At 41.9% G+C, this 25,157-nt stretch carries 20 protein-coding genes, 8 tRNA genes and 2 rRNA genes; 7 read left to right on the top strand and 23 right to left on the bottom strand.

Annotation, left to right across the window (positions count from 1 at the left end; all coding sequences use genetic code 11):
- Nucleotides 1–37: 37 nt before the first annotated feature.
- The 4 genes from ACQYAD_RS14550 to ACQYAD_RS14535 all read left to right on the top strand — a co-directional run bounded on the left by ACQYAD_RS14550 (nt 38) and on the right by ACQYAD_RS14535 (nt 3,762).
- Nucleotides 38–973, top strand: a complete 936-nt coding sequence (locus tag ACQYAD_RS14550; RefSeq protein WP_430239249.1) for a carbohydrate ABC transporter permease — start codon at nt 38–40, stop codon at nt 971–973.
- Nucleotides 970–1,803, top strand: a complete 834-nt coding sequence (locus tag ACQYAD_RS14545) for a carbohydrate ABC transporter permease (RefSeq protein ID WP_430239248.1) — start codon at nt 970–972, stop codon at nt 1,801–1,803. The genes ACQYAD_RS14550 and ACQYAD_RS14545 overlap by 4 nt, the downstream gene beginning before the upstream one ends.
- A gap of 12 nt (nt 1,804–1,815) precedes the next feature.
- On the top strand, nt 1,816–3,258 hold the full coding sequence (locus ACQYAD_RS14540) for a glycoside hydrolase family 32 protein (RefSeq protein ID WP_430239246.1): 1,443 nt from the start codon (nt 1,816–1,818) through the stop codon (nt 3,256–3,258).
- 267 nt (nt 3,259–3,525) lie between these two features.
- Nucleotides 3,526–3,762 (top strand): aldo/keto reductase, encoded by a 237-nt coding sequence (locus ACQYAD_RS14535; RefSeq protein ID WP_430239403.1) that lies wholly within the window; start codon nt 3,526–3,528, stop codon nt 3,760–3,762.
- 477 nt (nt 3,763–4,239) lie between these two features.
- On the opposite strand, the gene fosM is transcribed toward ACQYAD_RS14535, so the two are convergent.
- On the bottom strand, nt 4,240–4,662 hold the full coding sequence (fosM, locus tag ACQYAD_RS14530) for a FosM family fosfomycin resistance protein (protein WP_430239244.1): 423 nt from the start codon (nt 4,660–4,662) through the stop codon (nt 4,240–4,242).
- A gap of 186 nt (nt 4,663–4,848) precedes the next feature.
- On the opposite strand from fosM, the gene ACQYAD_RS14525 reads away from it, so the two are divergent.
- Nucleotides 4,849–5,160: a transposase gene (locus tag ACQYAD_RS14525; protein ID WP_430234337.1), complete on the top strand. Its 312-nt coding sequence runs from the start codon at nt 4,849–4,851 to the stop codon at nt 5,158–5,160.
- A gap of 35 nt (nt 5,161–5,195) precedes the next feature.
- Nucleotides 5,196–6,020 (top strand): IS3 family transposase, encoded by an 825-nt coding sequence (locus ACQYAD_RS14520; protein ID WP_430239241.1) that lies wholly within the window; start codon nt 5,196–5,198, stop codon nt 6,018–6,020.
- Between the two features lie 161 nt (nt 6,021–6,181).
- On the opposite strand, the gene ACQYAD_RS14515 is transcribed toward ACQYAD_RS14520, so the two are convergent.
- The 3 genes from ACQYAD_RS14515 to ACQYAD_RS14505 all read right to left on the bottom strand — a co-directional run bounded on the left by ACQYAD_RS14515 (nt 6,182) and on the right by ACQYAD_RS14505 (nt 8,204).
- Nucleotides 6,182–7,208, bottom strand: a protein-coding gene (locus ACQYAD_RS14515) for an IS630 family transposase (RefSeq protein ID WP_430235185.1) whose coding sequence is annotated in 2 segments (ribosomal slippage) — nt 6,182–6,737 and nt 6,736–7,208 — 1,029 coding nt in all. Because the reading frame shifts where the segments join, the coding sequence is not laid out codon by codon here.
- Between the two features lie 277 nt (nt 7,209–7,485).
- Nucleotides 7,486–7,857, bottom strand: a complete 372-nt coding sequence (locus ACQYAD_RS14510) for a hypothetical protein (protein ID WP_430239240.1) — start codon at nt 7,855–7,857, stop codon at nt 7,486–7,488.
- A gap of 35 nt (nt 7,858–7,892) precedes the next feature.
- Complete coding sequence (locus ACQYAD_RS14505) at nt 7,893–8,204, bottom strand: transposase (RefSeq protein ID WP_430234337.1); 312 nt, start codon at nt 8,202–8,204, stop codon at nt 7,893–7,895.
- Nucleotides 8,205–8,243: 39 nt separating this feature from the next.
- On the opposite strand from ACQYAD_RS14505, the gene ACQYAD_RS14500 reads away from it, so the two are divergent.
- Nucleotides 8,244–8,921: an IS3 family transposase gene (locus ACQYAD_RS14500; protein ID WP_430239402.1), complete on the top strand. Its 678-nt coding sequence runs from the start codon at nt 8,244–8,246 to the stop codon at nt 8,919–8,921.
- A gap of 654 nt (nt 8,922–9,575) precedes the next feature.
- Here the strand turns inward: ACQYAD_RS14500 and ACQYAD_RS14495 are convergent.
- From ACQYAD_RS14495 to ACQYAD_RS14405, 19 genes are all read right to left on the bottom strand, one after another.
- A complete protein-coding gene (locus ACQYAD_RS14495) occupies nt 9,576–9,620 on the bottom strand; it encodes an erythromycin resistance leader peptide (RefSeq protein WP_127762567.1) in 45 nt (14 codons plus the stop codon).
- A 228-nt stretch (nt 9,621–9,848) separates the two neighbouring features.
- Nucleotides 9,849–11,258: an ISLre2 family transposase gene (locus ACQYAD_RS14490; RefSeq protein WP_430234557.1), complete on the bottom strand. Its 1,410-nt coding sequence runs from the start codon at nt 11,256–11,258 to the stop codon at nt 9,849–9,851.
- 932 nt (nt 11,259–12,190) lie between these two features.
- Nucleotides 12,191–13,993, bottom strand: a complete 1,803-nt coding sequence (gene glmS / locus ACQYAD_RS14485; protein WP_430239238.1) for a glutamine--fructose-6-phosphate transaminase (isomerizing) — start codon at nt 13,991–13,993, stop codon at nt 12,191–12,193.
- 493 nt (nt 13,994–14,486) lie between these two features.
- A complete protein-coding gene (gene glmM / locus ACQYAD_RS14480; RefSeq protein WP_430239236.1) occupies nt 14,487–15,839 on the bottom strand; it encodes a phosphoglucosamine mutase in 1,353 nt (450 codons plus the stop codon).
- A gap of 39 nt (nt 15,840–15,878) precedes the next feature.
- Nucleotides 15,879–17,108, bottom strand: coding sequence for a CdaR family protein (locus ACQYAD_RS14475; RefSeq protein ID WP_430239233.1), 1,230 nt, complete (start codon nt 17,106–17,108; stop codon nt 15,879–15,881).
- Entirely contained in the window at nt 17,101–17,928 is an 828-nt protein-coding gene (cdaA, locus tag ACQYAD_RS14470; protein WP_430239231.1) for a diadenylate cyclase CdaA, read from the bottom strand. Before cdaA ends, ACQYAD_RS14475 begins: the two co-directional genes overlap by 8 nt.
- Before the next feature lie 241 nt (nt 17,929–18,169).
- Entirely contained in the window at nt 18,170–18,802 is a 633-nt protein-coding gene (locus ACQYAD_RS14465; protein WP_430239229.1) for a zf-HC2 domain-containing protein, read from the bottom strand.
- Between the two features lie 15 nt (nt 18,803–18,817).
- A complete protein-coding gene (sigW, locus tag ACQYAD_RS14460; protein ID WP_430239227.1) occupies nt 18,818–19,381 on the bottom strand; it encodes an RNA polymerase sigma factor SigW in 564 nt (187 codons plus the stop codon).
- 230 nt (nt 19,382–19,611) lie between these two features.
- On the bottom strand, nt 19,612–20,508 hold the full coding sequence (gene rocF / locus ACQYAD_RS14455; protein ID WP_430239226.1) for an arginase: 897 nt from the start codon (nt 20,506–20,508) through the stop codon (nt 19,612–19,614).
- A gap of 236 nt (nt 20,509–20,744) precedes the next feature.
- A tRNA-Lys gene (locus ACQYAD_RS14450) sits at nt 20,745–20,817 on the bottom strand.
- Between the two features lie 388 nt (nt 20,818–21,205).
- Nucleotides 21,206–21,280, bottom strand: a tRNA-Gln gene (locus ACQYAD_RS14445).
- Nucleotides 21,281–21,342: 62 nt separating this feature from the next.
- Nucleotides 21,343–21,427 (bottom strand) — tRNA-Tyr (locus ACQYAD_RS14440).
- Nucleotides 21,428–21,444: 17 nt separating this feature from the next.
- Nucleotides 21,445–21,520 (bottom strand) — tRNA-Thr (locus ACQYAD_RS14435).
- An 18-nt stretch (nt 21,521–21,538) separates the two neighbouring features.
- A tRNA-Val gene (locus ACQYAD_RS14430) sits at nt 21,539–21,614 on the bottom strand.
- Nucleotides 21,615–21,662: 48 nt separating this feature from the next.
- Nucleotides 21,663–21,737, bottom strand: a tRNA-Glu gene (locus ACQYAD_RS14425).
- 16 nt (nt 21,738–21,753) lie between these two features.
- A tRNA-Thr gene (locus ACQYAD_RS14420) sits at nt 21,754–21,826 on the bottom strand.
- Nucleotides 21,827–21,865: 39 nt separating this feature from the next.
- Nucleotides 21,866–21,940, bottom strand: a tRNA-Asn gene (locus ACQYAD_RS14415).
- Between the two features lie 9 nt (nt 21,941–21,949).
- Nucleotides 21,950–22,066: ribosomal RNA gene (gene rrf / locus ACQYAD_RS14410) — 5S ribosomal RNA — on the bottom strand.
- 129 nt (nt 22,067–22,195) lie between these two features.
- A 23S ribosomal RNA gene (locus tag ACQYAD_RS14405) occupies nt 22,196–25,134 on the bottom strand.
- Nucleotides 25,135–25,157 lie beyond the last annotated feature (23 nt).

The following is a 25,157-nucleotide window of genomic DNA, read 5'->3' as shown; positions in this document are numbered from 1 at the left end:
GACCTCATCTCTTTTTAAATAGAAGGGATGTGAAAACATGAAAATAAGCCAGTTCGTGCAAGTAAGAAATACAACGGTACACTATCGGGAAAGCAATCATTACAAAAAAGGCGAAGTCGTTTCTGCCTATGGATTTCTTACACCAGCATTGGTGCTCGCTACTCTATTCATTGTACTTCCGATTATCTTTGCGTTTACGTATGGCTTTACCGATTATTATTTATTAAAGCCTAATGATAAACATTTTACTGGTTTGGAAAATTTCAAACGGATGCTGACAGATGAAGTATTAATGCAAAGTTTTCTTAACACCATCAAATTTGTTGTCCTTGTTGTGCCTTTGCAGCTATCTATGGCACTCGGTTTGGCCTTGATCGTCAATAAAAGAATTAAAGGTGTTGGTTTTTTCCGTACCGCTTATTTTTCACCTGCCGTTCTTTCGTTAGTAGTCATCTCTATTCTCTGGACGGTTATGTTGAATCCAACATCAGGGCTAATCAATGAAGCTTTGGCGAATATTGGTATTTCAAAACAACCATTCCTTTCAAGCGCTTCCCAGGCGATGTACACGATTGTGGTGATATCGGCATGGTCAGGCAGCGGTTACCAAATGATGATTTTTTTAGCGGGTTTAAAGAACATTGACAACCAGATTTATGAAGCTGCAGATATCGATGGAGCAAACGTGCTACAAAAATTCTTATACATTACCATTCCATCATTAAAACCAATCACGATGTTTTTGGTTATTACCACAACCATTCAAGCCTTTAAATTAATTGTTCAGCCAATGGTAATGACGGGTGGAGGCCCGGATTACTCAACTATTACGATTTTGCAATACATTTACGAATACGGGTTCCGCCACCGAAACGTTGGATATGCCAGTGCGGTCACGATCATGTTCACCTTATTTTTAATTATCGTATCCATAGTTATTAAAAAGCTCTTTAGAGAGGAGGAGGCAGCGTGAAAACTGTAAAAAAAACCCTATTTTATGTACTGGCTTCCGTAATCGCTTTGCAATTTCTGATTCCCCTCGTTTGGATGGTTCTTTCTTCATTTAAAATGGATGAAGTCATCTATAAGGATATAGGTAGCATTTATGCCGTAATCCCGAGATTTTCGGACCTGTCTTTGAAATCATATAAGGAATTATTAGGGTTTTACAATATTTTCAAAAACCTTGGGAACAGTTTGCTTTATGCATCCCTCACCGTTGTCTTCGGGTTAACAATTAACTCGCTGGCAGGGTATGCATTGGCTAGATTTAAGTTCCCATTTAAAGATGGCATTCTCATTTTTATTATCGCGTTAATGATTGTCCCAATTGAAGCCACCATTCTTCCTTTGTACTTAGTGGTAAACGAAATGGGTCTAATTAATACGATTGCAGGTTACCTACTTCCGTTTATTGTAAATGTAATGAATATTTTCTTGTTTAGGCAGTATTTCCTTTCCTTCCCTGGCGAATTAATTGAATCGGGAAAAATCGATGGGTTAAGTGAACTTGGCTGTTTCTTTCGAATCGTCATTCCCTCGAGCCTTAACATGTATATCACAGTTGGAATATTAACCTTCCTGTCCTCATGGAATGACTTCTTATGGCCTGTTATGGCATTATCAGATTCGAACTTAATGCCAATCCAAGTGGCACTAAACGCAATCTTCAGTGATAAATATAATATTTTCACAAGCCACATTATGGCAGCATTAACCATTGTAACTATTCCAATTGTTATTTTATACATTTTATTCCAAAGATATATTGTCGAAGGTTCAATGCAAAGTGGAATTAAATAAGAGAGGTGTAAAATGAATCATTTACAGCGAGCTAACGAATATATAAAGCAAAATAAAGATAAGGTTACAAGCAGACCCTATTACCACTTCACACCGGAAATAGGCTGGATGAACGATCCAAACGGCTTCGTTTTTTACAAAGGAGAATATCACTTATTCTATCAACATAATCCGTATGATGTCGTCTGGAATAAGATTCATTGGGGACACGCTAAAACGAAAGATTTTGTAAAATGGGAACACCTCCCTGTCGCGTTAGCAAACGATCAATCCTATGATACACATGGATGTTTTTCCGGAAGTGCTATTGAAAAGGATGGAAAACTATATCTTATCTACACTGGCCACATCGACCCGAACATCGGATTTGATCGTGATGAGTCGGAAATTATTCAGCGCCAATGTGTTGCCTATTCCAAAGATGGGGTGCATTTTGAAAAATATCGTTTAAATCCAGTTATCGGAGAAAAACAATTGCCGAAAGGGTATCTGATTTGTGATTTCCGAGACCCGAAAGTGCTAGAGGTAAATGGAACTTATTATTGCGTGTTAGCGGTAAGGAACACACAACGCCGCGGAGAAATTATTATGTTTACGTCAGACGATTTATTAAATTGGTCGTTCCATTCGTCAATATATCAGACGAAATTTAGTGAAAATACTTTACTGGAATGTCCCGATTTGTTTAGGATCGATGATAATGATGTACTAGTATTTTCAGAAATGCCCTGCGACCCTGAGTTTAGCGGCCAGATTAAAAATAAAACCACCTACGTCATCGGGCACATGGATTTTGATCAAGGAAAGTTCATTCCAGGGAAAAAGGGGCTGCTTGACCATGGTCAAACTTTTTATGCCCCACAATCAACAGAGGGTGAAAATGGCGAACGTTTATTAATAGGCTGGATGCACCGCTGGCACGAAACAATGCCGCCGAGAGAATATGGTTTTAATGGCATGATGTCTATTCCCCGCCAGTTAGTAGTTAAGAATGGCGATTTGCTTCAGCAGCCATTTATCAACCGTCAGAAATATTTCTCTGTGTCGGCACTATATGAAAACGTTAAGCTGCAAGACAAACTAGATATTAACGGACAGGCAGCAGGTTATTTAAAGATAGCTATGGGGGAAAACGCTCAGAAGTTTACCATCGAATTGAATAAAAGTGAGACTAAATCAACTCGTGTTGAAGTCGATGCAGAAAATAACAAACTTGTCATCCGATCCGACTATGGCAGCAAAGAACCGATTGTTCTAGAAAACTGCTTTGGAAAGTCTAATTATGAAAAAACGCTGGATTTTTATCTTGACCTTCATTCCATTGAACTATTTGTTAATTCAGGTGAAAAAGTCGTAAGTTTCACCGCATACGACCAAAATAAAGGAACGAACCTTTCAATTACTGGTAGTGGAACAACTCTTAAGGAGGTTCGTTACGAAACATTACGTGCCTAATAAAAAAATCGAGTAGGGTCGTTATTAATGATCACCCCCCACAAAACCATACGTGACGGAACGTGGCATACGATTCACTCCTATCTACTCATTGGGCTTCTCCCTTCACATTCCTTGAGGATGGGGGACTTCTTTCGGAAATCCGTTAAAATTAACCAGAAAAGTTCCAAGCCTTGAAGAATTAAAAAAATACCTTCAATAAGATCAAGAAGTGAAAAATAAAAACATCAGCATAATGGACACTACTAGTAAGGTCCTTATGCTGATATTAAAGTAATCGCTGATAAGTATGGAGTAACTGTTGCTCAGCTTTGCCTACGTTATTGCTTACAGCTTAGTCTAGTCGTCATTCCTAAGACGGCAAATCCGGATCACATGAGAAACAATGCAGAACTTGATTTTGTAATCAGCGATGCTGATATACAGACTTTGAAGAAGGTAGAGCACATCCAGGATTATGGTGATCATAGTTTCTTCCCGGTATTTGGCGGGAAACTAAAATAGACAGGTATTGAATAGCGGACAACATGTCTTGCTTAAAACAGAAGGTCGTGGCAACAATTGGGGGCAGGAAGCGGAGTTGGTGAAGCAACGACCAAAACTACTTGTACAAGAAGGGGCAAAATTAGTCTTTGCATCTCTGCGTGATGCTCACTCGAAAACCCTCGCAGAATGATTCGCCTGGATTTGGATTGAAGTCAGGATTGGATCACAATTAAACGTCTTCCAAATTGGAAATAAAAAAAACCGAAGGCGCACCGGATCATTACCGGAAAAACCTTCGGAATTGGAAGATTGTTTTTTCCTAAGTGTACAGTGACAATAAAGTAGTTTAATTCTTGATGTAAGATACTTCACTGCACTTAATATAATAATTAAGTTGTTTAAATTTATAGTTATTCCATTTTCGCGCCTGATTGTGAAAATCTTTGCAAGACCTTATTAAACAAAAGCCCCCATTTGTTTAATTAAGAAGTCTTTTTATTCAAAAAACCCCATATGTGTTTTCTCTTGTTTGTAGTAATCCAATCTATCTTGTAATGTACCTGTATGAAATTCAAATTTATGACCATCTGGGTCAGTAAAATATATGGACTTTTTATCTTTTTTAGCTCTTGAACGCCCTTTCAAAATGTTTACATTCAATTCTCTTAATTTTTCGTATATTTTATTAAATTCGGCTTCCTCAATAGAAAAAGCTATGTGTGTGTACGATTGGTTTATTTCATTACGTGATATATCTTTCTCTACATTGAGACCCAGCCATATTCCATCTAAATCAAAGTAAGCAGTGCTTCTACCTTTTACTAACAACTTAGCATCAAATACATTTTTGTAAAACTCAATGGATATTTCTAAATTAGATACTGAAAATAAAAAATGATTAATCCCTTTTATCGACACTGTATCACCTCAACCTGCTATAAGAAATTTGAGAATCCTCTTGGTGATGATTTGCACCCATTGGTTCAACAAAAGCCTCCTCTTTAATCCACTTTTCTCTTGTTCACTCTCATTAGCCCCAAAATGAACTTGGACAATAAGAGTGATCTATTTTATACTACTTAATGTACCAAGGAGGTTGTCATCATGGCACGAACAAAACATTCAAAAGAATTTAAACTACAAGTGATAAAAGAGGTTTTGGAGACTGGCAAAAAAGCGGTAGTGGCTCGTCGCTATAATCTTAATGCTAATATGGTAGGCCGTTGGTGTACGGAATATAAAAATGGGCAATACGGTGATGTAGATGTCACAGCTATGCCTGATCTTGACCCAAAAGAAATGTCAAAAGAAAACGAAAAACTAAAAATACTACTAGGTGAAAAAGATCTTGAAATCGCGATTTTACGTGATCTTATAAAAAAGAAAAACCCTCACTTGCTGAAAAACTTGAAGTAGCTGAAAAGTGGATTCAAAAAGGCTACTCCATTTCAGTGGTGCTAAAAATCATTGGTATTCCTCGTTCCACCTACTATTATCAAAAAAACTACCGTGTGGAAGAGAAAAAAGTAAGTGAGGGACGTCCAGCACCAGGCTATTCTTACAAAGAGGACGGCCAAAAAGTATCAGATGAACAGATCAAGGAGTTTTTATTAGAGGGGATTGCCGGCGATGCCTATAACTATGGCTATCGCAAGCTCACAAAGTTTCTTTATCGGAACCATAACCTCGTCATTAACAAGAAAAAAGTGTACCGATTATGTAAAGAATTAGGGATCTTACGTCCACAGCGTAAGAAAAAAGTCTCGCATCCTAGAAAACTAGCACGAAATCGCATCATTACTAGCTCAAATCAAATGTGGGAAGCCGATATAAAATACGGATTTGTTGAAGGTGAAGACCGCTTTTTCTTTGTCATGTCAATTATTGACGTTTATGACAGGGGGATTGTCGATTATCATATGGGCTTGAGTTGTACAGGCAGCGATGTCAATCAAGCAATGCAACGAGCACTACTGAAACGCCAACTACTTAATGCTTTGGAAAAACCTGTTATCCGAACAGATAATGGACCACAGTTTATTTCTCATACTTTCGAGGAGTTTTGTGAAAATTATAAAATAGAGCATGAAAGAATACCGCCCAAAACGCCAAATATGAATGCCCATATCGAATCATTTCATCGGATTTTTGAGGACGATTGCCTATCTAGATGGCAATTTGAAACATATGCACAAGCATATGAAGTCGTCACAGAGTTTATGGTATTTTATAACGAAAGACGAATGCATTCAAGCATTCTATATATATGGAACTAAACAATTTGGTTCTGTAACGATTTCCTAGATTAATGACAATATTCTACAAAATTTAAGCACAATATACCTGCAATCATCGGAGTTTGTCGAATATCGTTTTAGGCTATTTATTGCTCAATCCGATCCTGGCAATCTGGCTAAAGGTGTAATTGAGTCAATAGTTAAAGCTTAAGACATAGACGATTAACGATTTTCATAGGGTCTTTATTGATTTGTGTAATGAATGTCTGGACAGCCACTCTAATTTCTTCTACCGTTTTATAAAAAACATTATAAATAATTGATTTTTTTAACCATCCCCACAGTCCTTCAATTAGGTTTAACTCTGGGCTGTATGGTGGGAGAAAAACAAGTTGCAGATGATCTTTATGGGCTTCGAGAAAAGGTTGAATCAGTTTCGAGTGGTGGATTCTAGCATTATCCAGTATCATTACAATCTTCTCACCCTTGTATCTGACTACAACTTTTTCAAGAAAAGATAGGAAAACTTGAGCATCATAGTGTTCTTCTTCTGTGACAAACACTTCGCCTGTTTCGTAATCGAGGGTACCAATTAATTTAACCCCGTGATGTTTTCCATAAGTAGGTATCACTTTTTGTTGCCCTTTAGGAAACCATGTATTGGCTAAAGCTTGGTAGTCCCTGATCATGGATTCATCTTGAAACAGAATTCGATCAATTTCGTCATTCATCATTTTTTTTAATCGTTTCAAATTCTTGTTTGAACGCTTCCTGTTTCTCGGGGTCAGCCTTTGCTAGGGTATACGTTGGTTTTGTGTAACTAAATCCCAAACGAGTCAACAATCTCCTTACACCCCGGTCCGTATAAACAATGTCAAATGTTTGCTTAATCCAATCGCGAACAAGAAATGAAGTCCAATTCATTTCTGCGGGAAATCCAACAGCAGCTGGCTTTTTTTCAACAATTAACTGATAGAGTTCCTTTTCTTGTTCCTCTGTTAGTTGACAAGGGCGTCCGGGAGATTGTCCGGGAACTAATCCCTCCAAACCGTTAGTTTTATAGGCTCGAACATAGTTATATATAGTTTGCTCCGTACATTCTAAAAGGTCAGCGATTTCTACATAAGTCCGTCCTTTTAAATGCATGAGGATAGCCTGATAACGTTTAAACATCCGTAGATCCCTTAAACCATGCATACAAGCTTTAACTTCCTGAATTGAATCCATGTTTTCATTTTGAAGGATTTTCATTATGTGTCCGCCTTCCTAAAGGTTTTATTTACCTATAAGAATTGGACAAATTTTCTTAAAATCCTTTAATTCCATTTATATAGATCTATCACCAAAAGAATTCTATGAGAATCAGGGTTCATTAGTAATTAAGGAAGTTCGAGTGTAACAGTGCCAAACTTCAGCCAAAGCACCAGCTTGATTAGGAGTGGCGGGCATGATAGCCTTGTTTGGCGATGCCGATGTTGTGACATCTGGCTGCTCGGCTGGGAAGTCATGCCCGCAGAGGCTCCTTGTCAAGCAGCATGGCCTTTTTGAAGAATAACGAAAGACAATCCAATTTTAAAAAACAATGGAAATGAGAGAATAAGAGAGATATTGTCCAAAATTCGGGGGTTAATCCGATGACGAGGTTATGGTTCCGATAAAGAAACTTTGTGAGCTTGCGATAGCCATAGTTATAGGCATCGCCGGCAATCCCCTCTAATAAAAACTCCTTGATCTGTTCATCTGATACTTTTTGGCCGTCCTCTTTGTAAGAATAGCCTGGTGCTGGACGTCCCTCACTTACTTTTTTCTCTTCCACACGGTAGTTTTTTTGATAATAGTAGGTGGAACGAGGAATACCAATGATTTTTAGCACCACTGAAATGGAGTAGCCTTTTTGAATCCACTTTTCAGCTACTTCAAGTTTTTCAGCAAGTGAGGGTTTTTCTTTTTTATAAGATCACGTAAAATCGCGATTTCAAGATCTTTTTCACCTAGTAGTATTTTTAGTTTTTCGTTTTCTTTTGACATCTCTTTTGGATCAAGATCAGGCATAGCTGTGACATCTACATCCCCGTATTGCCCATTTTTATATTCCGTACACCAACGGCCTACCATATTAGCATTAAGATTATAGCGACGAGCCACTACCGCTTTTTTGCCAGTCTCCAAAACCTCTTTTATCACTTGTAGTTTAAATTCTTTTGAATGTTTTGTTCGTGCCATGATGACAACCTCCTTGGTACATTAAGTAGTATAAAATAGATCACTCTTATTGTCCAAGTTCATTTTGGGGCTAATGAGGTCATTAACAAGAAAAAAGTGTACCGATTATGTAAAGAATTAGGGATCTTACGTCCACAGCGTAAGAAAAAAGTCTCGCATCCTAGAAAACTAGCACGAAATCGCATCATTACTAGCTCAAATCAAATGTGGGAAGCCGATATAAAATACGGATTTGTTGAAGGTGAAGACCGCTTTTTCTTTGTCATGTCAATTATTGACGTTTATGACAGGGGGATTGTCGATTATCATATGGGCTTGAGTTGTACAGGCAGCGATGTCAATCAAGCAATGCAACGAGCACTACTGAAACGCCAACTACTTAATGCTTTGGAAAAACCTGTTATCCGAACAGATAATGGACCACAGTTTATTTCTCATACTTTCGAGGAGTTTTGTGAAAATTATAAAATAGAGCATGAAAGAATACCGCCCAAAACGCCAAATATGAATGCCCATATCGAATCATTTCATCGGATTTTTGAGGACGATTGCCTATCTAGATGGCAATTTGAAACATATGCACAAGCATATGAAGTCGTCACAGAGTTTATGGTATTTTATAACGAAAGACGAATGCATTCAAGCATTCTAGATCTATCACCAAAAGAATTCTATGAGAATCAGGGTTCATTAGTAATTAAGGAAGTTCGAGTGTAACAGTGCCAAACTTCAGCCAAAGCACCAGCTTGATTAGGAGTGGCGGGCATGATAGCCTTGTTTGGCGATGCCGATGTTGTGACATCTGGCTGCTCGGCTGGGAAGTCATGCCCGCAGAGGCTCCTTGTCAAGCAGCATGGCCTTTTTGAAGAATAACGAAAGACAATCCAATTTTAAAAAACAATGGAAATGAGAGAATAAGAGAGATATTGTCCAAAATTCGGGGGTTAATCCGCTTCATTGGGCTTTTACAAATTGGACAACTAAATACATGAACATATTTATTAACTAATTCCGCACTTTTTTCTTTACTTGTCATGGTTGCTCTTCCTTTCAAATAAAAAAATCACAAGCATCTGCCTGTGACTTGGGAGTAAAGGGAAAGAGACCCGTCCTTATTTTATTAGGTGCTGTAAATAGACGACAGCAAATAAACCCACCTCTGGCAAGACCCAAAGAAAGGTAAATTAGACAAAAATAAAGAAAGGCAGAATAAGCCGCCTTTCCCAACATGACATATTTTAACCAAGTATCGTCATTTATGGATACATACAGAAAATGACAAATACCTCATATGAAATGAAGATTATTAAAAAAGGACAGACTAATCCCGTTTACTCTGCATGGACAAACAGAGCCTTTGAACATATTCAATTACTTGTTCAAAGTTGGGAATCGTAGTCTCATAAAATGTGTCATTTTTTAATAATCCTCCTAATGTTTATTGTTACCTTTTTTATTATAGTCGTGAAAGTAGATTAAGTAAAGGTGGAAATTTCCTCCGTATGTGTCAAGTTTTTCTCGGTAGTGCTCTGGACACGTGGTTTCTGGCACTCACTTTTTGTACGCTGACTTCCCTACCGCGCTACCGCTTGGTGGCCTGCACATTTTCATAACGTTCTCACGAACCTTATGAAAACATGCAGGTTATAAACTCATACTCTTAACTAATTGCCCCATAGCGGTCGAATGGGGGGCATGTAAGCTGATTCTCCCGTTTTTGGCTCCTATAGATGGCCGGGTAGCCTGGTGAAGAATCTGGGACATTCTCACCGCTTTCTTCACTTCACGCTGCTTTCTAGCGCTTTTATGCTGGTGCTTAAGGTATACCTCTCTCAAGGTTTGATTAAGAATACCTTGTTTAATTTTAACCATTGCCTCAGCCCCCTCATAGCTCCAATGCATCCCTCTCTTTTTCATCCGAAAAGAGACGTGGCGCTGATTCGACTCCATCGCTCCTAGGTTTCTCGCATTCTCTGGCAGATTCTTAACCTTATTTCTCCAATCAAAAATTCGATCCCAATTTCCACCAATATACCAACGGAATGCTTTTAATTTCTCAAGTTGTTTTGAATCCTCAAGCGTGCTTTCGTATGTGTCTAAACACACTGTAAATGCATCCATATCATGATCGTCAATGGCTTTTTTCACCTTGTCTTTCCAGTCGCTTTTTACCCCGAATGTCCGATTTAGTGATTGCGAAATATGGTAAGAGTCCAGTTGATTCCACACCTTATAACGAGATTGTGAAAAGGCTCCTTGGAATTTGTCAGCTGTATAGCCCAGACCTCCGTCACTATTGGTCACTACTTGAGTATTCTCCAAGCTATAGCGGTGAGCCGTAGTGGCCTGTACTTGGCTCCAAAACACATCTGTGCGCTGAGTGGTCATGATAACCTTTGGCTCTCTCAAAGATACACGTTTTCCATTGATATCCCAGCCCTCATATGTAATGGCGTGATGAACCTCTATATTCTTTCTACGCTTTGTACTTCGGACAAATACCCCATCCGCCTCAGCCATTAAAAAATCCACTTTCTTTGCCTCTGGTAAGCTGGCCGCTTCCTCCAAATCCAATACTAATTCTTCATCCGCCTTCGCTTGTGCTCCTCCCACAGACTTAACCATCTTTCCCACTGTTTGATGGCTGATTGTCACAGCGGTCCATTCTTTTAGGGTTCGAGCCACTTCCCTATAGGCGTTTTGACTGGCTAATTCAGCTACCTTAACCTCAACCAGAGGACTATAACGCTGATGTTTTCGCAAACCCAATAATTCATCAAAAGGATAGACTGGATGACCTTCATTATCATGCATTAACGTATGATTAAATCGGATCGTTCCAAAAGTGAACTGAACAGTCTTTGGATCATTTCGTTCGACTTTCCAATCCGCTTTCTGTTTTTCCTTCACAATTGCCTGGTTCATATGATTAAATACTTCCCCTAGGAGTTGAGAAAAAACCTCATACATCAAAAGCTGAAGACGTTCTTCAAGGATTATTAGATTTTCACTTTCCTTTATTAATTTGTATATTTTTGTTATAATTTTTTCCATGAGAAGGCCTCTTTCTAAATGTATTTCGCCTTGGTCAGCGTACATTTATGATAGAGTGCCTTCTCTTTTTTTACCAGCAATTGGTCCCGAGAAATATTTTACACATAGATTTCCTCCATTAATTGAGCAAAAAAGTCTAAACTTGTATAGGATTCAGCCAAGAATTGAATTGATTTTGTATTTAAACAAACGTTGGATTGACGATTGAATAATAGTTTCAAACACAATGTTGTTGCTGTTTATTTTTCCTTCAGTTCCAATGTAGACCATGTGACACATAGATCCGTTGTTTTACGTTGAGAGTGAATAAATAACATATTTATTTTTCGAGAAACTAGCCACCTCCATCTACTATGTCCCCATAAAAAAATTACATTCCACCGCCCCTCCCCCTTCTCAATCCACTCAATCCCTTCTCTCCCACGGGCTCACGCCCTCTCTTGCTCCTTATCCATTTTTCGTTATAAAAAAATTAAATTCCCGCCTTTTTGCCGCTTTTCACTCGTTTTTGTAACGATTTTACACTGATTTTGAGAAAAAAATTACGTTCCAGAGTGGAATGAACGAAATAGAAAATGGAATATGCACTGGCTCCTAAATTGTTAGGAAACACACTGGAAAAGATAACAAATCTATACCTTGAGATACCCAACTGAAAAAGAACCGAAGGTGCCTAAACCCTTACGGAACAAGGAACGGAAGAGAAGGATAGTGGGGAGAAACAATTGAATTGATATTGGATTTTATTTAAAACGGGCTTGGATTACGATTGATTGGCTGCTGAATTTGCACATAAAAAATCCGAAGGCCTGCCGGAAAAGTACCGGAAAAACCTTCGGACTTGGAACATTATTTTTTCTCTGGAACCTTATTTTTATCTAAGGAACGTTAATTTTTTATAGAGACAACCCAATCAACCCACACTTTTTCCCTTACTCCACTGTGACTGATTTTGCGAGGTTGCGCGGTTTGTCGACGTCGCAGTCGCGGTGCAGGGCAGCGTAATAGGCGATTAATTGCAATGGTACAACAGAGATAAGTGGTGTTAACAATTCATGCACTTCTGGGATGACGAAGCTGTCTTCGTCCATTTCAAGGCCTTTCATCGAGATGATGCAAGGGTTTGCGCCGCGGGAAACGACTTCTTTTACGTTGCCGCGGATGCTTAAATTGACATTTTCCTGAGTCGCAAGCGCGATGATTGGTGTGCCTTCCTCGATTAAAGCAATTGTGCCGTGCTTTAACTCTCCACCGGCAAAACCTTCCGCTTGGATATAGGAAATTTCCTTTAACTTAAGGGCACCTTCAAGACCGACATAGTAATCGATGCCGCGGCCAATAAAGAAACAGTTGCGTGTTACAGATAAAAACTCCCTTGAAATATGCTCAAACAATTCTTTTGAGTCACAAAGAATTTCCATCGCATTTGCCACGATTCCAAGTTCATGCACGAGGTCGAAGTCTACAGGAATATTGCGGCTCTTCGCTGTTACTTCTGCAAGAATGGCCATTACCGCAATTTGTGCTGTATATGCTTTCGTCGAAGCGACGGCAATTTCCGGACCGGCATGCAGCAGCAATGTGAAGTCAGCTTCACGCGAAAGGGTCGATCCCGGTACATTTGTAATCGTTAGCGCGTGGTAGCCCATTTCCTTTACTTGCACAAGCACGGCACGGCTGTCTGCTGTTTCGCCGCTTTGCGAAATGAAGATAAACAACGGTTTTTCAGATAAAAGCGGCATATTGTAGCCAAATTCACTTGCCACGTGCACTTCAACAGGAATCTTGGCAACTTTCTCAATCAGCTGTTTTCCGACAAGACCCGCATGATAGGAAGTTCCGGCTGCGATAATATAAATCCGATCAGCCGCATTCATTGCTTCGATAATCTCTTGATCGATCCTTAATTCATTCTGATCATTCTCATACATTTGAATGATTTTTCGCATGACCAATGGCTGTTCGTCAATTTCCTTCAACATATAGTGAGGGTATGTTCCCTTTTCGATATCGCTGGCGTCAAGTTCAGCTGTGTAAGGATCACGGCTGATCGTTTTGCCTGCAAGATTTTGAATCGTCACCTTTTCCTTTGTCACGATCACAATCTCTTTGTCCATCAATTCAACAAATTGATTGGTAACTTGCAGCATCGCCATCGCATCACTAGCAACGACATTAAAACCATTGCCTAAACCGACAAGCAGCGGGCTTTTGTTTTTCGCAACATAGATGGTATCCTGATTTTCACGATCAATAAGGGCAAGGGCGTAAGAACCGATTAACAGGCTTAGCGTCTTGCGGAAAGCCTCAAGCACTTCCATTCCCTCATTAACAAACCGTTCAATTAACTGAACAATGACTTCGGTATCCGTTTCGCTGACAAAGTTTACATCCTTCAAGTAATCACGCTTTAACAGATCATAGTTTTCGATCACACCATTATGCACAAGGGTGAAGCGGTTTGTCGCACTTTGATGCGGATGGGCATTGTCTTTGCTTGGAACTCCGTGCGTTGCCCAGCGGGTATGGCCGATCCCCATGTTCGCCATTACGCTCTCATCAACGATGCTGCGCAAGTCTGCAATCCGGCCTTTTTCTTTAAAAACAGACACGCCGCTTTCATTCAGCACCGCAATACCGGCGGAGTCATAGCCCCTGTATTCAAGCTTTTCCAAGCCTTTTAGCAAAATTTCTTTCGAATCATTGTTTCCAATATATCCAACAATTCCACACATCTTTCTTTTCCTCCCTGTTAAAAGGGGGCAAGAAGCTTTCGGAGGCATACTTGCCCCCTTATCTCTGTTTTCGAACTTTATGATCGCAGCTTTTTCCAACTTGTGCACCAAGTTGCCTCGGTGTTTTATGGAAAAATTGACGGTTGTGCGTGGCAACCGGGAGGTATCCGCCGAACCCTTCGATACTCCTCCTCCTCGTCAACTAACCCAACGTCCCGGGTTAGTTCAGGCGCTTTTATTAAAATTGAATACGATCCACCTTTCCCTCCTTGAATGATGCAAAGCAAGTTAATCTTACATGATTGGCAAGGATTTCGTCAACTGTTTCCAAAAATAAACTCAGAATGAAATAAACAAGACACAGACTATTCAAGAGATTAGATTAGCTTACACCAGGCTACCAACTAAACCTCTATGCTGCTGCTTACCTTGCCATTCAAAATAAAATATGCATAAGGGCGCTGTTTCGTTCCCTTATGCATATCTTCCACTTCTATGCTTCGTTTAATCCCATCTCTTCTTTTACAACGGAAACGATCCGCTCGACATAAGCTTCACATTGGGCTTCTGTCGGTGCTTCAGCCATGACGCGGACAAGCGGTTCTGTCCCCGATGGCCGCACAAGAATCCGACCATTGCCTGCCATTTCTGCTTCCACTTGGTCAATTACTTCTTTTACTCTTTGATTATCTGTTACATGATGCTTGTCCGTTACTCGCACATTGACAAGCTTCTGCGGGAATTTCTTCATTTCCGCTGCTAATTCGGATAAAGGTTTTTTCGTTATTTTCATAATGTTCACAAGCTGCAAACCAGTCAATAAGCCATCCCCCGTTGTATTGTAATCCAGGAAAATTATATGGCCTGATTGTTCACCGCCAAGGTTAAAACCATTTTTCTTCATTTCTTCCACGACATAGCGGTCACCGACGGCCGTTTGCACACTTTGAATTCCGTGTGCCTCAAGCCCTTTATAAAAACCAAGGTTGCTCATAACGGTCGAAACGACTGTACTGTGCTTTAAGCGGCCAAGTTCTTTCATATGCTTTGCGCAAATATACATAATTTGATCGCCATCTACGATATCTCCTTTTTCATCAATCGCAATCAAACGATCACCATCACCGTCAAAAGAAAGGCCTACATCCGCTCCCTTTTCTTTTACAAAAGCGGCCAATGCTTCAGGGTGTGTCGACCCAACCCCGGCATTAATATTCAGTCCGTTTGGTGAGGCCCCCATCGTCGAGAGATCCGCGTCCAAGTCGGCAAATAAATGGGCTGCCAATGAAGAAGTGGCACCGTGAGCGCAATCCAATGCGATATGAATGCCGGAGAATTCTTCGTCTACTGTATTTTTCAAGTATTGAATGTATTTTTGTCCGCCTTCAAAATAATCGATTACTTGTCCAAGATCCGCACCGACTGGACGGGGTAGTTGATCTTCTGGCAGATCGATGAGTCGTTCAATTTCAAGCTCTTGTTCGTCTGACAGTTTAAAACCATCCGGGCCAAAAAACTTAATGCCATTATCGGCAACAGGGTTGTGCGAAGCAGAAATCATGACCCCTGCTTGTGCACCAAGCACTTTTGTTAAATAAGCTACTCCAGGAGTTGAAATAACGCCAAGACGCATGACTTCCGCCCCGATTGAAAGCAGCCCGGCTACTAGTGCTCCTTCGAGCATGTGGCCGGAAATGCGTGTATCGCGGCCAATCATTACCTTTGGACGCTCTTTGTCTTTTGTTAACACAAAACCGCCGTAACGTCCCAACTTAAACGCAAACTCTGGTGTTAATTCACTATTTGCAACTCCGCGTACACCGTCTGTACCGAAATATTTACCCATTTTAAAAATCGCTCCTTCATGATTGGTTCGCTGTATTGTTTATGCATTGCTTTTCAATATTGTTATTTGTGCCGTTTGTTTATCCAGCTGCCAATTTACATTTGGCGGCCCGTCTACATGTATTTTTACATTATAGTCGCCTTCCGTCATATTGGCGAGATTCACATAGACATTGAAGTCCGCCGCAGCAACCGTATTGATTGAATCGCTTGAACCCGTTACCGTCAAATTTACGCTTTGGTTTGCAGGATCCTTAAACTCAGCTTTATATTGAGCAGATAATCCTTCTGTTTTAATTGGTAAACTGGAAACGGTTTTTTGACCCGATTTTTTGACTTTAACGGTTGCTTTGACTAACTGCGGTGATACCTTTGTAATTCCGTTGGGTATAATAACAGGCAGTGTCAGCGTTGTATCGTCCGTTATTTTACTAACATCCACTTCAACTCTTACATGGTCCGAGTCTTTCAAAACATCTTCGCTTCCTGTAATGGTCGCTTCTTTCGTGTCCAAATCAATCGAGTCGATGCTCACGCCTGCAGGCGGAGTACCTTTCTGGACGATGTTAATCGGAACCGTTTTCCTCGTATTTTTCACAGGAATGGTCACTCTGACAGTTTCAGGCTGAACCACAACGTCTAATTTGTTTAATTCCCTGTCCAAAACTCTTATACGGGCATCTTGGGTGAATGTTTCCGTAATCGGCTGCTTTGTATCGAGAGTTGCTTTTACATACGTAATTCGGTCAATTACATCTTTGGCGCCGGTGATTTTTACCCTATTCGGCTCAACGACCGGTTGTCCTGCCGTATAGCCTTCTTGTATTAAATTGCTATTGTATTCTGTGCCTACTTTAAATTCTTTTGTTATTTTTTCTTGAACCGATACATTAACAAATGCAGGATTCAATGTCGCTTGCAGTTTATCAGATAAATTTCGTATCTGCAATTTGACTCTTTGCGTTCCAACCTTTGCTTTCGTTAAGTCAGCGTATACTTCAAAGTTTTTTAGCAATTTGGCCTGCTGAAGGTGGCTTGTTGGGCCCTTTAACGTAACACTCACTGTACTTGGAAGGCCAGTTATAACCAGGTTTTTCGTATCATAATAGGCTTTAAGAGGCATATCCGTGATTGTTCCCGTTGATTGATCGCCTGGAACATTGATATCGTTCGCCTTATTGCTTGTACTGGGTACAGAAGAATAAAGAAGGAAGGCAAGCAATAGGGCAATGATTTTTATAAACCAGGGATTATCCATGAGTTTATCCATTTTTCTTCCCCCTCCAATTCCAACGTACTGAAGAACCAGATTTCACTTTGCTATTTACTAATAATTCTTTGGAAAGGACTTCTTTAAAAGCTTCCCCATCCAGCTCACGGTACAGTTCACCGTTTTTTGTTAAGGAAATGCTTCCTGTTTCTTCTGAAACCACGACCGTTATACTGTCTGTTACCTCGCTGATTCCGAGTGCGGCCCGATGCCTTGTACCCAATTCTTTTGAAATAAATGGGCTTTCCGATAAGGGCAGATAACAAGCTGCTGCGGCAACACTATTTTTTTGAATAATGACAGCCCCGTCATGCAGCGGTGTATTCGGGATAAAAATATTAATGAGCAGTTCGGATGAAATCTTGGAATTTAATGGAATTCCCGTTTCGATATAATCACTCATCCCGGTTTCTCTTTCAATTGAAATCAATGCGCCAATCCGCCGTTTTGCCATATAATCTGTTGCCTTAATGATTGCATTGACGGCTTTCTCTTGTTCCTCATCTTCAGCAATAGTGCTTCTTGAAAAGAATTTCCCTCTTCCTAATTGTTCAAGGGCCCTTCTCAACTCAGGCTGAAAAATGATAATAATGGCTAGAACTCCCCAGTTGATGGCTTGCTGCATAATCCAGCTTAAAGTCTTTAAGCCGAAAAACTCACTGACTAATCGAACAAGAAGGATGACAAAAATTCCTTTCAATAGCTGAACGGCCTTCGTCCCTCTGATCACCATAATCAATTTGTAAATGACGTACCATACAAGGAGAATATCAACTGCACTAGCTAAATATTTCAAAAAATCGAAATCTGCAAACGGCATTGTTCTTCCTCCGTAAGTTTACTAAAAACCATTCAAAAGTAACTTTACTATTATACCATAAATCTGTCGTAATCGAATGTTGGACAACCCGAGTAAGGAAAACAAAAATCTTTTTATTGAAAACTCTACCGATTGACGAGTTTTTGGCGAAATCAGCGGCATCGTTGCCCTGATTCGTTCAGAATTTTAGAGATCAATTCTGAGTAGCTCAAAAAACAAATCACTCCCTTGAGTGATTTGCTTATGGCGCATTATTCTGTTTTCCTTCGAAAACTTGAAGAATATTTTTTCCCGTTTGTTTAAGATAATACCAAATCCAGTCAAAAACTTCATTGACTTCTTTAATCTCACCGGTTACTTTTCCAGCAGAAGCCATGTATTTTTCGCCGTGAATGAGCGTTACATTTCCGTCGACTTCTCCTTCTATTTTCAATTTCCCATTCCGGACAACGACATCCCCTTTAACGATTTCACCTTTTGGTACAATGACTGTATTATTTTCCACAATCAAATTCTTTTGCTTCGAAACGGAAAATTCCCGGTCTTGATTCCAGCTTGAAACAAAACTTCCCATCATCAGCACTAGAAATAAGGAAGCTGCAGCAATAAAGGGATGGTTCCGCAGCCAGCGTTGAATGCCAATCGTTCTTTTCTCTTTTGGCAGCTTCGCCAGTAAACGGTCGGTAAAATCTTCCGCTACATGCAGGCTTGTTGTCCCTTTTATTAAAGCAATTGTTCGTTTCAACTCATTAAAGAACTGTTCGCATTCTTTACAGCCTTGCAGATGTTCCCGTAAAATGGCTTCGTTGTCTTGTGCGATATCGCCATCCAAATACTCATGCATCAGTTGAACAATTTCTTCCGGGCACTTCAATTGTTTCACCTCTTATCATACATTCCGCAGTTGCTGCCTTAAGGCTTCCCGCCCGCGGTGAATTCTTGTTTTGACCGTACCAAGAGGCAAGTCCAAAATATCGCTTATTTCGTTTAATGATAATTCCTCAATATATTTTAAAACAATCACCGTGCGGTATTTTTCCGGCAATTTAAGAATTTCCTTCTGGATCGTTTCCTGCAATTCCAAGCTTTCCAATTCCGCTTCTGGAAGCGGTTCGTCGGAAGCGATTTGGGAATACATCGTCAAGCCTTCTGTCCCTGCAACTTCTGCGTCAAGGGAATAATCCGGTTTCTTTTTTCGCATTCGATCAATACATAAATTTGTCGCGATGCGGTAAAGCCATGTGGAAAATTTCAATTCCTGTTTAAAACGGTTTATATTTACATATGCTCGGATAAAAGCTTCCTGAGCAACATCTTCTGCTTCATGACGATTGCCGAGCATTCGGTAACAGAGTTGGAATACATTATTTTTATATAGTTCCACGATTTCTCCAAACGCATTTTGATCGCCTTTTTTGACCTGTTTGATCCTTTTTTTGACGATGGCTTCCATTCTTTTACCTCCGCTTTTAAAATGCGGCTATACGATAGTACGTAATCGATAGCGGAAAAGTTTCGCTAGTTGGCAAAAACTTTTCCATCTCTCTTATCTTAACAAACATTTACCATAAAAGTATGGTTGAAGTTTGAAAATCTGGTCTTCCTTCCAAATACGTTTGGCCATTTATTTTCGAGGGCAAAAAAATGGCAGCCATTCGTTTAGCTGCCATTTCCCAATTTGTTTTATACTAGTTTTTCGCCAAACAATGACCCCATTAGACCAACCGCGATGGTTGCAGTTCTATTTTTCTCATCTAAAATCGGATTCACTTCGACAAACTCAGCAGAAGTGATCATTTTCGATTCTTCCAGCATTTCCATTGCCAGATGGCTTTCGCGGTAGCTGATCCCCCCGATAACCGGCGTGCCTACACCAGGAGCATCTGCCGGATCCAGTCCGTCTAGATCCAATGATAAATGCACGCCATCCGTTCTATCTTTAAGATAGGCAATCGTTTCCTCCATTACCCTTGTCATTCCTAATCGATCGATTTCGTGCATTGTGTATACTTTTATTCCTTTTTCCCGAATTAAGTCTTTCTCACCATCATCCAATGCCCGCGCTCCTATGATGACAATATTTTCCGGTCTAACTTTTGGACTGTAGCCGAAAATCCCCGTCAATAACGAATGTCCCAACCCTAAACTAACCGCCAGCGGCATTCCATGAATATTCCCGGAAGGAGACGTTTCGGCTGTGTTAAGGTCACCATGTGCATCATACCAGATCACCCCAAGGTTTTTATAATGCTTGGAAACACCCGCCAATGTTCCAATCGCGATACTATGATCGCCGCCGAGCACGAGCGGAAACGCCCCCGACTGTATGATTTGATCAACTTTTTCGGCTAAAATTGTACTTTTTTCTGCGATTAACTCCAAGTTCCGCAAATTCGATTGGGGATCGATTACCACTTCCGGTCTGCCAATTGGAATGTCCCCCAAATCTTGAATCTTATCAAAAAGAAGTTTTAGTCTCTCATTAACTCCTGCATAACGAATTGCACTCGGTCCCATGTCAACGCCACGCCGCATTTGCCCCAAATCCATCGGCATTCCAATAATGGACAGCTTTCTCATTTTAATCCCCCCATCTTCCCTTATACCTCCATTTTAACCGCTTGCAATTCTATGGCTCAACCCGACAATTTTCTGTATAGATATACGAAAGTTGTTTTTTTCAAAAGTATTCCTAACCATTTGCTCTTTATAAGTTAAACAGTATGATTTCTTTTATTACATATAAATCAATAATAAAAGGACGCATATCAAGCTATGCGTCCTTTTATCCCATATTCATTTGAATCACTATTTGATGAGCCATGAAGGACTCGAACCTTCGACCCTCTGATTAAAAGTCAGATGCTCTACCGACTGAGCTAATGGCTCGTATATATTTTGAACCCTAAAAAGAGTTTTTTTACGTCAGATGCTCGAAAGAACTCCCGTTCTTCCTCGCAACTCGCAGCATATTCGTGATGTTTTTGCTCGTTGCTCTACCGACTGAGCTAATGGCTCGTATATATTTTGAACCTTAAAAAGAGTTTTTTTACGTCAGATGCTCGAAAGAACTCCCGTTCTTCCTCGCAACTCGCAGCATATTCGTGATGTTTTTGCTCGTTGCTCTACCGACTGAGCTAATGGCTCGTATATATTTTGAACCTTAAAAAGAGTTTTTTTTACGTCAGATGCTCGAAAGAACTCCCGATCTTCCTCGCAACTCGCAGCATATTCGTGATATTTTGCTCGTTGCTCTACCGACTGAGCTAATGGGTTTTGGCTGGGCTAGCAGGATTCGAACCTACGAATGACGGAGTCAAAGTCCGTTGCCTTACCGCTTGGCTATAGCCCAATAATAAAATAAATGATTTTCATGTTCTTTTTTAACATACCCAATGTTTTTAAAAATATGTATGGTGGAGGGGGACGGATTCGAACCGCCGAACCCAGAGGGAGCGGATTTACAGTCCGCCGCGTTTAGCCACTTCGCTACCCCTCCACAAATTTTAATGAAGATGGTGCCGGCCAGAGGACTTGAACCCCCAACCTACTGATTACAAGTCAGTTGCTCTACCAATTGAGCTAGACCGGCATAAACAAATATAGTATATGGTGGAGGATGACGGGATCGAACCGCCGACCCTCTGCTTGTAAGGCAGATGCTCTCCCAGCTGAGCTAATCCTCCATACAATCTCGGATAGTGTAGTTACACTATGCTCTTTCTAGAAATAAATGGTGACCCCTACGGGATTCGAACCCGTGTTACCGCCGTGAAAGGGCGGTGTCTTAACCGCTTGACCAAGGGGCCATATTTAAAAACAATAAGCTTCCAAGCGGGCTCGAACCGCTGACCTCTTCCTTACCATGGAAGTGCTCTACCTGCTGAGCTATGGAAGCAATACTGCTAACTTGCTCAAACAATTTTGGGCATAAAAATGGCTCCGCAGGTAGGATTCGAACCTACGACCGATCGGTTAACAGCCGATAGCTCTACCACTGAGCTACTGCGGAACAATCCTAGCCTGGCAACGTCCTACTCTCGCAGGAACTTGCGTTCCAACTACCATCGGCGCTGAGAAGCTTAACTTCCGTGTTCGGTATGGGAACGGGTGTGACCTTCTCGCCATTGTTACCAGACAAATATTAGACATGAAGTATTATACTATTTCTCTTTATATTTTGCAAGAGAAAAACAAGGATTCATTCCCTCAAAACTAGGTAATCAAGAAGAAGTAAAAGAAGAACGAGTTCGCGCATTCAACTACATTGGTTAAGTCCTCGATCGATTAGTATCAGTCAGCTCCACACGTCACCGCGCTTCCACCTCTGACCTATCAACCTGATCGTCTTTCAGGGATCTTACTAGCTTGACGCTATGGGAAATCTCATCTTGAGGGGGGCTTCATGCTTAGATGCTTTCAGCACTTATCCCGTCCGCACATAGCTACCCAGCGATGCCTTTGGCAAGACAACTGGTACACCAGCGGTGCGTCCATCCCGGTCCTCTCGTACTAAGGACAGCTCCTCTCAAATTTCCTGCGCCCACGACGGATAGGGACCGAACTGTCTCACGACGTTCTGAACCCAGCTCGCGTACCGCTTTAATGGGCGAACAGCCCAACCCTTGGGACCGACTACAGCCCCAGGATGCGATGAGCCGACATCGAGGTGCCAAACCTCCCCGTCGATGTGGACTCTTGGGGGAGATAAGCCTGTTATCCCCGGGGTAGCTTTTATCCGTTGAGCGATGGCCCTTCCATGCGGAACCACCGGATCACTAAGCCCGACTTTCGTCCCTGCTCGACTTGTAGGTCTCGCAGTCAAGCTCCCTTGTGCCTTTACACTCTACGAATGATTTCCAACCATTCTGAGGGAACCTTTGGGCGCCTCCGTTACTCTTTAGGAGGCGACCGCCCCAGTCAAACTGCCCACCTGACACTGTCTCCCACCCAGAATTTGTGGGTGCGGGTTAGAATTTCAATACAGCCAGGGTAGTATCCCACCGACGCCTCCACCGAAGCTGGCGCTCCGGTTTCTACGGCTCCTACCTATCCTGTACAAGCTGTACCGAAATTCAATATCAGGCTACAGTAAAGCTCCACGGGGTCTTTCCGTCCTGTCGCGGGTAACCTGCATCTTCACAGGTACTATAATTTCACCGAGTCTCTCGTTGAGACAGTGCCCAGATCGTTACGCCTTTCGTGCGGGTCGGAACTTACCCGACAAGGAATTTCGCTACCTTAGGACCGTTATAGTTACGGCCGCCGTTTACTGGGGCTTCAATTCAGAGCTTCGCTTTGTGAGCTAACCCCTCCTCTTAACCTTCCAGCACCGGGCAGGCGTCAGCCCCTATACTTCGCCTTGCGGCTTCGCAGAGACCTGTGTTTTTGCTAAACAGTCGCCTGGGCCTATTCACTGCGGCTCTTCGGGGCGTGAACCCCAAAGAGCACCCCTTCTCCCGAAGTTACGGGGTCATTTTGCCGAGTTCCTTAACGAGAGTTCTCTCGCTCACCTTAGGATTCTCTCCTCGCCTACCTGTGTCGGTTTGCGGTACGGGCACCTTTTATCTCGCTAGAGGCTTTTCTTGGCAGTGTGGAATCAGGAACTTCGGTACTTGATTTCCCTCGGCATCACAGCTCAGCCTAATGTCAGCGGGATTTGCCTCACTGACAGCCTAACTGCTTACACGCACATATCCAGCAGTGCGCTTACCCTATCCTCCTGCGTCCCCCCACTCGCTCAAACGATAAAGAGGTGGTACAGGAATATCAACCTGTTGTCCATCGCCTACGCCTTTCGGCCTCGGCTTAGGTCCCGACTAACCCTGAGCGGACGAGCCTTCCTCAGGAAACCTTAGGCATTCGGTGGATGAGATTCTCACTCATCTTTCGCTACTCATACCGGCATTCTCACTTCTAAGCGCTCCACCGGTCCTTCCGGTCCAGCTTCAACGCCCTTAGAACGCTCTCCTACCGCGGACACCATCGGTGTCCACCCACAGCTTCGGTGATACGTTTAGCCCCGGTACATTTTCGGCGCAGAGTCACTCGACCAGTGAGCTATTACGCACTCTTTAAATGGTGGCTGCTTCTAAGCCAACATCCTGGTTGTCTAAGCAACTCCACATCCTTTTCCACTTAACGTATACTTTGGGACCTTAGCTGGTGGTCTGGGCTGTTTCCCTTTTGACTACGGATCTTATCACTCGCAGTCTGACTCCCACGGATAAGTGTTTGGCATTCGGAGTTTGTCTGAATTCGGTAACCCGATGAGGGCCCCTAGTCCAAACAGTGCTCTACCTCCAAGACTCTTGCACGTGAGGCTAGCCCTAAAGCTATTTCGGAGAGAACCAGCTATCTCCAAGTTCGATTGGAATTTCTCCGCTACCCACACCTCATCCGCGCACTTTTCAACGTGCGTCGGTTCGGGCCTCCAGTAGGTGTTACCCTACCTTCACCCTGGACATGGGTAGATCACCTGGTTTCGGGTCTACGACCACATACTCTTTCGCCCTGCTTAAGACTCGCTTTCGCTGCGGCTCCGTCTCTTCGACTTAACCTTGCATGTAATCGTAACTCGCCGGTTCATTCTACAAAAGGCACGCCATTACGCAAAAACGCGCTTTGACTACTTGTAGGCACACGGTTTCAGGAACTGTTTCACTCCCCTTCCGGGGTGCTTTTCACCTTTCCCTCACGGTACTGGTTCACTATCGGTCACTAGGGAGTATTTAGCCTTGGGAGATGGTCCTCCCAGCTTCCGACCGGATTTCACGTGTCCGGCCGTACTCAGGATCCACTCAGGAGGGAACGAAGTTTCAACTACAGGGCTTTTACCTTCTACGGCAAACCTTTCCAGATCGCTTCATTTACCCCGTTCCTTTGTAACTCCATATTGAGTGTCCTACAACCCCGAAAGGCAAGCCTTTCGGTTTGGGCTGTTCCCGTTTCGCTCGCCGCTACTTGGGGAATCGCGTTTGCTTTCTCTTCCTCCGGGTACTTAGATGTTTCAGTTCCCCGGGTCTGCCTTCATTACCCTATGGATTCAGGTAAAGATACTGTTCCATTACGAACAGTGGGTTCCCCCATTTGGAAATCTCCGGATCAAAGCTTACTTACAGCTCCCCGAAGCATATCGGTGTTAGTCCCGTCCTTCATCGGCTCCTAGTGCCAAGGCATCCACCGTGCGCCCTTTCTAACTTAACCTGCGGCTCATATCAGCTATGCTT

This window comes from Neobacillus sp. SM06, from assembly GCF_050496765.1.
Taxonomy (GTDB): Bacteria; Bacillota; Bacilli; order Bacillales; family Cytobacillaceae; genus JAEVLT01.
This window is presented reverse-complemented; position numbering and strand designations above follow the sequence as displayed.